The organism is Streptococcus sp. 5346 (assembly GCF_013277455.1).
Classification (GTDB): Bacteria; Bacillota; Bacilli; order Lactobacillales; family Streptococcaceae; genus Streptococcus.
The window spans coordinates 143,024-153,343 of record NZ_VMMY01000007.1 but is presented as its reverse complement, the minus strand read 5'-3'; the positions used below and the strand labels follow the sequence as shown (position 1 = coordinate 153,343).

At 39.0% G+C, this 10,320-nt stretch carries 9 protein-coding genes; all 9 read left to right on the top strand.

All coding sequences use genetic code 11. From position 1 onward, the window contains the following. On the top strand, positions 1 to 3,237 hold a 3,237-nt coding region (locus tag HT732_RS05605; protein WP_240155838.1), incomplete at its 5' end, for a DUF1542 domain-containing protein. Continuing rightward, positions 3,231 to 3,308: a hypothetical protein gene (locus HT732_RS10320; protein ID WP_240149823.1), complete on the top strand. Its 78-nt coding sequence runs from the start codon at positions 3,231 to 3,233 to the stop codon at positions 3,306 to 3,308. The genes HT732_RS05605 and HT732_RS10320, both read left to right, overlap by 7 nt. Positions 3,309 to 3,570: 262 nt before the next feature. Continuing rightward, positions 3,571 to 3,768, top strand: a complete 198-nt coding sequence (tnpB, locus tag HT732_RS05595) for an IS66 family insertion sequence element accessory protein TnpB (RefSeq protein WP_173254262.1) — start codon at positions 3,571 to 3,573, stop codon at positions 3,766 to 3,768. A 115-nt stretch (positions 3,769 to 3,883) separates the two neighbouring features. Then, positions 3,884 to 5,281 (top strand): N-acetylmuramoyl-L-alanine amidase, encoded by a 1,398-nt coding sequence (locus tag HT732_RS05590; RefSeq protein WP_173254261.1) that lies wholly within the window; start codon positions 3,884 to 3,886, stop codon positions 5,279 to 5,281. Between the two features lie 273 nt (positions 5,282 to 5,554). Continuing rightward, complete coding sequence (gene efeO, locus HT732_RS05585) at positions 5,555 to 6,427, top strand: iron uptake system protein EfeO (RefSeq protein ID WP_173254260.1); 873 nt, start codon at positions 5,555 to 5,557, stop codon at positions 6,425 to 6,427. 5 nt (positions 6,428 to 6,432) lie between these two features. After that, positions 6,433 to 7,647, top strand: coding sequence for an iron uptake transporter deferrochelatase/peroxidase subunit (gene efeB, locus HT732_RS05580; RefSeq protein ID WP_173254259.1), 1,215 nt, complete (start codon positions 6,433 to 6,435; stop codon positions 7,645 to 7,647). Beyond that, positions 7,622 to 9,310 carry an FTR1 family protein gene (locus HT732_RS05575; protein WP_173254258.1) on the top strand — a complete coding sequence of 563 codons (1,689 nt, stop codon included), beginning with the start codon at positions 7,622 to 7,624 and terminating at the stop codon, positions 9,308 to 9,310. The genes efeB and HT732_RS05575 overlap by 26 nt, the downstream gene beginning before the upstream one ends. After that, positions 9,311 to 10,042 (top strand): twin-arginine translocase subunit TatC, encoded by a 732-nt coding sequence (gene tatC, locus HT732_RS05570; protein ID WP_173254257.1) that lies wholly within the window; start codon positions 9,311 to 9,313, stop codon positions 10,040 to 10,042. Then, positions 10,026 to 10,196: a twin-arginine translocase TatA/TatE family subunit gene (locus tag HT732_RS05565; protein WP_173254256.1), complete on the top strand. Its 171-nt coding sequence runs from the start codon at positions 10,026 to 10,028 to the stop codon at positions 10,194 to 10,196. The genes tatC and HT732_RS05565 overlap by 17 nt, the downstream gene beginning before the upstream one ends. Positions 10,197 to 10,320 lie beyond the last annotated feature (124 nt).

Below are 10,320 nucleotides of genomic sequence, written 5' to 3'. Positions count from 1 at the left end.
TTAGCCGCAGCTAAAGAAGAATTAAAAGCATTAGCAGGTGAAGCAAACGTAACAGATGGAAAAACAACATCTACAACAGAAGCATATGACGCAGCAAAACAAGCAGCAGACGCAGCAGTAGCAACGGCAGAAAATATCATCAATAATGCAGATTCAACACCAGAACAAGTAGCAGAAGCATTAACAAATGTAAAAGCTAAGAAAGCAGCATTAGACGCAGCTAAAGCAGCGTTACTAGACAAGATCACTCAAGACCAAAAAGATGATTTAGCAAACGCTGAAGAAAGTCTTAAATTAGCAGATACAACTGGTAAAACTAAAGATAGTATCAAAGCTTATAATGATGAAGTTGCTAAACTAAATGATGAGTTAGTAGCTGCGAAACAAGCCGCTAAAGATTTATTAGATAAAGGAGATAACGCTGGAGAGTTAGAAGCATATAGAGTTCAAGCTAAGATTAATAAGTTGAAATCTAAACTAGCAGAAGCAGCAAAACTTCTTAAAGATATCGATAAATCAGCAGCTAAGAAAGAAGTTGAAGATGCAGCTACGAAGGCAACAGATGCTATTGTGGCTAATAATGATCTAACACCAGAACAAAAAGAAGCTACCAAAGCAAAAGTAGCAGATGCAGCTAATAAAGCAAATGCAGAAATCGATAAAGCAACAACTGAAAATGATGTTACGGCAGCTAAAAATGCTGGTAAATTTGCAATTGAAAAAGAAGCAGCGAAAGCAGAAGTAGAAGCAACGAAAGCAGCGAAAGAAAAAGCAATCAATGCTAATGATAAACTTTCTGACGATGAAAAACGAGCAGCGAATGAAGCAATAGCGAAAGCGACGGATGCAGCTGAGAAAGCAATTGATGCAGCAACAGATCAGGCAACAGTAGAAGGAGCGAAGACAACTGGAATTAAAGCAGTAACAGCAGTGAATCCAGTCGGAAAAGAAAAAGCTTTAGACGCAATTCAAAAAGCAACAGAAGATAAACTTGCTGAAATTGATAAGAATGATAAGTTATCGGCTAAAGAAAAAGCAGAAGCAAAAGCAAAAGTTGCTAAAGCAGCAATCGATGCAGTGAACGCAATCATTGCAGCAACAGATCAAACAGCAGTAGATAGTGCGCAAACAACAGGGACTACGGCAGTAGCAGCAGTGAATCCAGTAGGGAAAGAAAAAGCACTAGCAGCAATTGACAAAGTCTTAGCAGCAAAAGAAAAAGCAATCGAAGCTAATGACAAACTTTCAGATGCAGAAAAACAAGCAGCTAAAGAAGCCGCTAAAAAAGCAGCGGATGAAGCTAAGAAAGCAATTAATGATGCACAAAATCAAGAAGCAGTAGATAATGCAAAAAATGCTGGAACAACAGCAGTAGAAGCAGTAAATCCAGTCGGAAAAGAAAAAGCATTAGATGCGATTCAAAAAGCAACAGAAGATAAACTTGCTGAAATTGATCGTGATGATAAATTATCAGAAAAAGAAAAAGCTAAAGCGAAAGCAGAAGTTGCGAAAGCGGCAATTGATGCAGTGAATGCAATTAATGCCGCAACAGATCAAGCCACAGTAGATACGAAGCAAGCTGAAGGAACAAAAGCTGTATCAGAAGTAAATCCAGTCGGAAAAGAAAAAGCAAAAGCAGAAATCGAAGAAACAAAAGCAGCGAAAGAAAAAGCAATTGATTCAAATCCAGATTTGACAGATGCTCAAAAAGCAGAAGCTAAAGCGAAAATTGCAGAAGAAGCTAAGAAAGCAATTGATGCAATTGACAAAGCAAAAACAACAGAAGAAGTTGCATCAGCTAAAGAATCAGGAAAATTAGCAATAGAAAAAGAAGCAGAGAAAGCAGAAATTGAAGCAGTGAAAGCAGCGAAAGAAAAAGCAATCGATGCAAGAACTGATTTGACAGATGATGAAAAGGCAAAAGCAAAAGCAAAAGTTGCAGAAGAAGCTAAGAAAGCAATCGAAGCAATCGAAAAAGCTAAAACGCATGATGATGTATCAGCAAAAACTGAAACTGGTAAAGATGATATCAAAAAGATAAATCCAATCGGCGGTAAAGAAACAGCTAAGAAAGCAATAGATGAAGCATTAGCAGCAAAAGAAAAAGCAATCGATGCAAGAACAGACTTATTGCCAGAAGAAAAAGAAGCAGCTAAAAAAGCGGCCAGAGAAGAAGCAGAAGCAGCGAAAAATGCAATTGATAAAGCAACAACTTCAGATGACATCAAAAAAGTTTTAGACAATGGGTTAGATAAAATTGCAAAAGTAAACCCATTAGGTGCAAAAGAAGAGGCTAAGAAATCTATTGAAGAAAGATTAGCTGACAAAGAAAAAGAAATTGATGCAAGAACAGATTTAACTCCTGAAGAAAAAGCTAAGGCGAAAGCATTGGCACGTGAAGAAGCAAAAGCAGCGAAGGATGCAATCGATAAAGCAACAAGTATCGAGGGTATTGAAAAAGCTTTAAGACCATTCTTATACCAAATTGATCAAGATGCGTTAGTATTTGATAGACCAGAATTAGATATTAAAGCAGCCTTACAAGCATCTGTTACTGGAGTAGTAACAGTTGAACGTGGAAAAGTAATTAGTCAAGCTGATATCATTGCTAAACTGAACTTACCAGAAACTGTTACGGTGATGAATATTGAATTACCTGATACCACTACACTAGGTAGAAAGTTTGCTAAGGTAACATTAAGACTACCAGGTGGAAAAGAAACAACTGTAAATGTTCCAGTTGAAGTTACTCCACAAAAAAATAAAGATGTGATACCTTCATATAATGGTGGGAATGATGGAAATTCTGGTAATAACGCAGCTAATAACGCAGCTAATAACACTGATGCAAAAGTGAATAAAGCTAAGTTAGAAGGTGCTATCCATCAATTAGATGAATTGATCATTAAAGAATCAGCTAAGCTTGATGCAGAAACTGCAAAAGAAGCGAATGACTTATTAGCAGACGCTAAGAAAGTATTTGCCAATGCAGACGCAAGTCAAGTAGAAGTGGATGCAATGGTGAAACGTATCGAAGACTTCATGGCGAAAGTTGCTCCAGCAACTAATCATGTAACTCCAGCTAATGACCAAGCTGCTCAAACACCAGCTGTAGCTCCAGCTACAACTCAAGCAGCAGCTAAGCTAATGCTAGCCAAGAAGCAGCAGCAAATGCGCGTAAAGCAGCTAAAGAATTACCAAATACAGGTACAGCAGATTCTACTGTATCTATGGTAGCAGCTGCCGCAAGTGCATTACTTGGTCTTGGTCTTGCAGGCCGTCGTCGTAAAGAAGACGAAGAAGCTTAATTGGTAGATTATTTGATAATTATCAGATGATAAGTCCGATTTTCAAAGCTTAAACAAGTACCTCTCATAACATAAAATCTCCTAGCAGGAAAGTCTGCTAGGAGATTTATAAGGTAAGCGCGTTATAACAATGTATCTAGCATTGATGCAACGCCTCCTGTATACTGTAACCATCCAATAACGAAATCTCCAGACTAGGGAACTCACTGTATACTATGGAGTGAAAGTAAAATTATTGGAGTATATTTAATGTCGCAATCTATTGTTCCTGTATAGGTTACACAATCTCGTTTGTGGGGGACGTAAAGACTATTTTAAAGCTCTTTACTGGGATAATCAACTTTATAAACGTTTTGAGAAAGGTAACTGGATTTGGCCAAGTACAGAAAAGGATGTCAAAGTTCTAATATCAGAACAAGTAGACTGGCTAATGAGAAGCTTTTCTATCACTCCAAAATAAATTTAATATTAGTGTATAATACAGAGGGTAAATCTGCAATGAAAATCTATTTTCATCAAGGAAGTCAAATAACTCAATAACACAGGGATTCCATTCCCCTAGAAAGGTTAAATAAATGAAATCATATAAGAAATTTACGATTCTTGCTCTAGCTCTTCTTGGATTTACTAGCCAAACAGTTCTAGCTAATGATGCTAGTCATCCTACGAATAACTCTATCGCTAGTTCAACTACTAGCTCTGCAAATGCTTCTCAAGCAGCTACAGAAAACCAGCCAACGACTCCTAGTTCGAGTGAGCAGGAGACAAAGCCAACTCTTCCTACTGACTCTAAGCTACAAACTGGTTGGGTAAAAGAAGATGGGAAGTGGGCTTATTATAGTCAAACGGGTGTCAAATTTACAGATACTCTTTATGAGGGCTACCTATTTGATAAGAATGGTTACTTACTTGAAAATAGCTGGTATCAGATGGCTAACAAGTGGTACTACGCCAATGGCTCAGGAAAATATTTGTCTAACCAATGGAGTCAAATCAATGGTAAATGGTATGCATTTGATCAAAATGGTGTCATGATGGCTAATACCTGGAAGGGAAATTATTACCTGAAGTCCAGTGGGGCTATGGCAGATAAAGAATGGGTGTACGATCCGAACTACTCTAGCTGGTTTTATCTTAAGCCAGGCGGACACTATGCTGAACAGCAATGGATTGGCTCTTACTATCTAAAGTCTGGTGGCTACATGGCTCACAAAGAGTGGCTTTATGATCAAGATTATAAAGCTTGGTATTATCTTAAAGAAGATGGCGTTTATGTCACTGGAACTTATACTATTGATGGAAGTAGTCATTTTTTCAAAGATAATGGTAAATGGGTGCAAGAACTTCCAAAAGGATTTGAAAAGGGGCACTATACTAAAACTATCTTCCTAGATCCTGGGCATGGTGGACGTGATTCGGGCGCTTACTATTATGGAATAGCTGAAAAAGATTTGAATCTACAGGTCTCTCGTAAATTACGGAAACGTTTAGAGGAACTGGGCTATACAGTTTTAACATCTCGTGATAGTGATGTGGATGTTGACTTTGTGACGGAGCGTTCTCGTATGGTAAATAAAACGAATGCAGACTTCTTTATTAGTATTCATTTTAACGCTACTGGGAATGACACAACACTGAATCTGGGAATACAGACTTATTCTTATAAGGAAGATGCAGGTTACCCGAGCAAGATTAATCAGTACTGGCATAATAATCCAGACCGTATAAGTGAAAGTAATCGTTTGGCAGCTGACCTTCATTCATCTCTCTTGACCGAGACAGGAGCTAGAGATGCTGGGCTTTTGCAAGCCACCTTCGCTGTTCTTCGTGAGACTGCGAAACCTGCTGTGTTATTAGAGTTGGGTTATATGGATAATTCAGAAGAAAACCAACGAATCCGTAGTGACCAATACCAAGATAAGTTGGTTGAAGGCATTATTAAAGGAATTCAAAAATATTACGCTGGAAATTAAGAAACTAGATCAAACTAAGCTTTGGAGAATATCCTAGGCTTAGTTTTTTGCATTTGTAATGCTATAGTAGATTGAAATAAGACACGAATAAATCGATTAGGAAAAGGCAAATCGATTCCTAGCAATGTTTTAGAATTCATAGAGTATTATTCCAGCTTCAATGTATTATATCATAACATTAAATTGTCTGAAAATTTATTGAAAAATGAGTGGAAATGTGATATAATGAAACGTAAAATTAATTCAGGTTTCCTGAACCAATAGGAGTAAACAATGAAAAAACTAGGTTTTATCCTTTTATCTTCAGCCTTGCTATTGACGGCTTGTGCTAATAACCAATCTAAGCCAAGCAACACAAGTGATTCGTCTAAGGTGACAGCCTTGTCTGAAGACAAGCAAAAAATGCTTGATAAGGCCACTGCTGACTATAAGACTTTTGTGCAAGAGCAAATCGATAAACTCTTGACAGATACGGAAGGCTTTGTCAAACTGTTGAAAGAAGGTAAGTTAGAAGAAGCCAAAAAGGTTTATCCACTGATTCGTATGTCCTATGAGCGTTCAGAACCGATTGCCGAGAGTTTTGGTGAGTCAGATGTCAAGATTGACTTCCGTTTGGCAGACTACATGGATGAAAACAAGACAGAAGAAGGTTGGTCGGGTTTCCACCGTATCGAGCGTATCCTTTGGGAAGATAATACAACTAAAGGAACTGAAAGTTATGGCGATCAGTTAGTAAATGATATCAAGGAATTGAAAGCCAAGATTGCAACTGTTGATGTGGACTACAAGGTCATGTTGACAGGAGCAGTTGACTTGCTTAACGAAGTGGCAACAAGCAAGATTACAGGTGAAGAGGAAATTTATTCTCACACAGACCTGTATGACTTCCGTGCCAATATCGAAGGTGCTGAGAAGATTTTCCAACTTTTTAAACCTTTACTTGAAAAATCAGATGCCAACCTAGTTAAAGAATTGGAAGCAGATTTTAAGTCTGTCAATGATTTGTTGGACAAACACATGACAGACAAGGAACACTACAAACTCTATACAGATTTGACAAAAGAGGATACCAAAGAATTGTCAGAAGCTGTGACAAAACTTGGTGAACCTCTATCACAAATGGGTAAATTTCTTAGTGGAGAATAAGAGTCATGACTGAAAAAGACGAAAAATTTTTTGAAAAGAAAATGGACCGTCGAGAATTTCTAAAAAAAGCAGGGATTGGAGGGGCAGGTTTAGCGCTAGGACTCTCTGGTGCTTCTGCTTTTTTCGCACCTAAGCTAGGAAGTCAGGAAAAAATCTCGTACGGAAATGAAAAAATTGCTTTTTATGGCAAGCATCAAGCTGGGATTAGTACGCCCATGCAAAAGAATATCTATTTTGTTGTCTTGGATTTGCATACGACGGATAAGGATAAGATTATTCAGTTGTTCAAGGATTGGACGAATTATAGTGCCAAGTTGGTTGAGGGAGAGTTGGTCAAAAAAGATGGACAGAATGCTCTCTTGCCTCCGAGTGATACTGGTGAAACAGTGGGGCTTAACCCTCATCGTTTGACACTAACTTTTGGTGTGTCTGCCAGTTTCTTGAAAAAGATGAACTTGGAAAACAAGCGTCCTCAAGTGTTCAGGGATTTACCGCCTTTTCCTAAAGAGCAATTGCGTGAAAAATATACTGGTGGGGATATTGTGATCCAGGCCTGTGCCGATGATGAGCAGGTTGCCTTTCATGCGATTCGTAACCTCATCCGTAAGGGGAGAAATGCAGTGACCCTTCGTTGGAGTCAGTCTGGTTTTGCAGCTATCGGTGATCGAATGGAGACTCCGCGTAACCTCTTTGGTTTTAAGGATGGAACAGCAAATCCAACCAAGGAGAAAGACTTTGACCGCGTTATCTGGGCTGATAGTAAGGACTGGATGGAAAATGGTTCTTATATGGCAGTTCGTCGAATTCAGATGTTTTTAGAGACCTGGGACCGTACTAGTCTTGAAGAACAAGAAAATACTTTTGGTCGTTACAAGGAAAGTGGTGCCCCTTTTGGTAAGCAAAATGAGTTTGATGAAGTGGATTTGAGTCTTTTGCCAGATGATTCGCATGTTCGTTTGGCTAAGGAAGTGGACAAGCCCCTTTTACGTCGTTCTTATTCTTACTCAGATGGCATTGATGAAAAAACTGGTCAGTTTGATACAGGTTTGCTCTTCATTTCTTTCCAGAAGGATCCAGATAATTTTGTCAAGGTTCAAACTAACCTAGGTGCTACTGATAAGATGAATGAATACATCACTCACATCGGTAGTGGACTCTTTGCTTGCTTTGGTGGTGTGGAGAAAGGAGGCTACATTGGACAAAAATTACTGGAAGGCTAGAAGCTGGTTCTTGGTTTTAGCTTTGTCATTTTTAATTCTTTCCCCAGTAGGTGCCCAAGAAAGCTTGAGTTCTTACTTTGTAAAAATCACAGATGCTTCTAAAGCGGTCAAAAATGGCAATCAGTCTGAGGCCCAGAAACTCGTTCAGGAGATGGCAACAGACTTTGAAAGAGTAGAAGACAGCAATTCTGAGGCTGGTAAGGTTGTTAAGGAAAAGTTAGCTCAATCAGGAGATATCACTGAAGACAAACTCACCGAAATTTCTTCGGCCTTATTAGCCTTTGAAAAAGAACAAAATCCCGTTGACTTAGATTCTGAAAAGGAAAAATTGGTCAACCGTCTAAGTCCTCGTTTTGAAGTTTTGGAGCAGGCTATTGCCTCCAAAGATTTGGAAAAGGTCCGAGAAGCTTTTAAGAAAATGAATTCCACTTGGACCATCAACGAAAGTGTGGTTCGTGACAATAGTACGGCCCATTATGGACGTGTTGAAACAGCTATTTCTTTCTTGCGTAGTAGTATGGAAACCGAGCCTACAGATTTTAATTCAATCCAGACTTCCTTTGAGGATTTAAAAAAGGCTATCGATGATTTTGTAACCGGAAAAGAAGTCGCAGAAGCATCTTCTGATTTAAGCCTTAAAGATGGTATTGCCCTTTTGAAGAAGGCTTTGGAACAATTCCAAGCTGGTGACCAAGCATCAGGAGCAGCCAGTATGAAGGAATTTATTACTATCTGGCCAACGATTGAGGGCTCTGTTAGCACGACCAATCCATCCCTCTATACACGAGTGGAGAGTGAAAGCCCTGTGATTATGGTCAAGGGAAGTGAGAAGGAATACCAAGAAAAATTAGAAAAACTGATAGCAGATTTATCACAAATTGATACTAGCGCACGTTACAATGCCTTTGATGCTATGCTGATTCTTCTAAGAGAAGGTGTAGAGGCTCTCTTAATCGTTATGGCCTTGGTGACGACCTTGAAAGCAGCCAAGATGCGAAAAGGACTCAAGTGGGTTTATGGTGGTGCTATCACTGGAATCATGGCCAGTCTTGTCATTGCTTTCATCCTGCAAATTGCCTTTCCAGCAGTGACATCAGGCTCCAATCGTGAAATCATCGAAGGAGCAGTGGGGATTTTTGCAGTCGCTATGATGATTTTGATTGGAATCTGGCTCCACAGCAAATCCTCGGTCAAAAAATGGAATGCCTTTATGGAGTCACAAATGGAAACAGTGACCAAAACAGGCTCCTTTGTTTCCATGTTTGCCCTCAGTTTCCTAGCTATTTTCCGTGAGGGAGCAGAAACCATTCTCTTTTATGTTGGGATTTTACCAAGGATTTCCAGCTTTGAATTTGTATTGGGCATTTCACTTGCCTTGCTGGTTCTGGTAATTATTGCCATTGTGATGAACAAGGCCAGTCAATTCTTCCTGCCACATAAGGTCTTCTTTATCCTGACTTGGATGATTTATGCTCTAGCCTTTAAGATGCTGGGGGTTAGTATCCATGCTCTTCAATTGACCAATATGGCACCTAACCACTTGCTGACAGGCTTTCCAACGATCGATTTGCTTGGAATTTATCCAAGTTGGGAAGGTTTGGTTAGCCAGCTAGTCTTTGTTACTATTGTCTTGATTGTTACTTTCAGACAGGGTGAAAAATAAATGGATAGAAAAGAATTGACAATCGTTGAACATCTGGTAGAATTTAGAAAGAGATTATTGGCTGTGGTCATTTGTTTCTTTTTGGTATTCTGTGTCTCTCTGCTGTTTGCAGACCAGATTTACCAGTATGTGACCCAATCTTTTCAGCAAAAGTTGATTGTTTTAGGCCCTAATGATATTTTATGGATTTACATACGTTTGGCTAGTCTGATGGCCTTCACCATCACCTTGCCTTACACGGTGTATCATATCTGGTCTTTCATCAAACCAGGTTTAAAGAAGGAAGAGGCTAGAGCTGTCTTTGCCTATATTCCAGCTAGTTTCCTTTGTTTTCTAGTTGGACTGGCTTTTGGTTTTTACTTTGTAACACCAGCCTTACTTCAGGTTTTGTTAGGGTTGGGAGAGGGATTATTTGAAACGCAGTTAACAGCTCAAAATTATCTGTCCTTTGTTTTTCAAACGACCTTGCCTTTGGCTCTGATTTTTGAATTGCCAGTTATCATTGCCTTTTTGACGTCGATTGGACTTATTGGACCAGAAATATTGACTGCTTATCGCCGATATGCCTATTTTATCTTATTGGTACTCGCAGTCATCTTAACACCAGCTGACTTTGTCAGCGATTTGGCAATGACTGCCCCCTTGATATTACTCTATGAATTGAGTATAGCAATCAGCAAATATATTATGAAACGAAAGCAGAAAGGAGCGAGAAATGGGAATCTTACGTGATATAGGAGCACCAGGATTGATTATTATCGTTTTAGGAACTCTCTTGATCTTCGGACCAAAACGATTGCCTGAACTAGGCGAGTCAATCGGTAAAATGCTATCTGAATTTAAAAAAGCAGTTAAAGGAACTGAAAATCAAGATAAGGAAGATTAAACCTTGTCAAATAAAAAACTTTGTACTCTAGAAACCATCGTGTGGCTAGCTAGAGTGCAAAGTTTTTTTGAGTCTGGAATATGAAAACAGCAGTTAATTGCAAGAAACAAAAAAAGAACAGCCG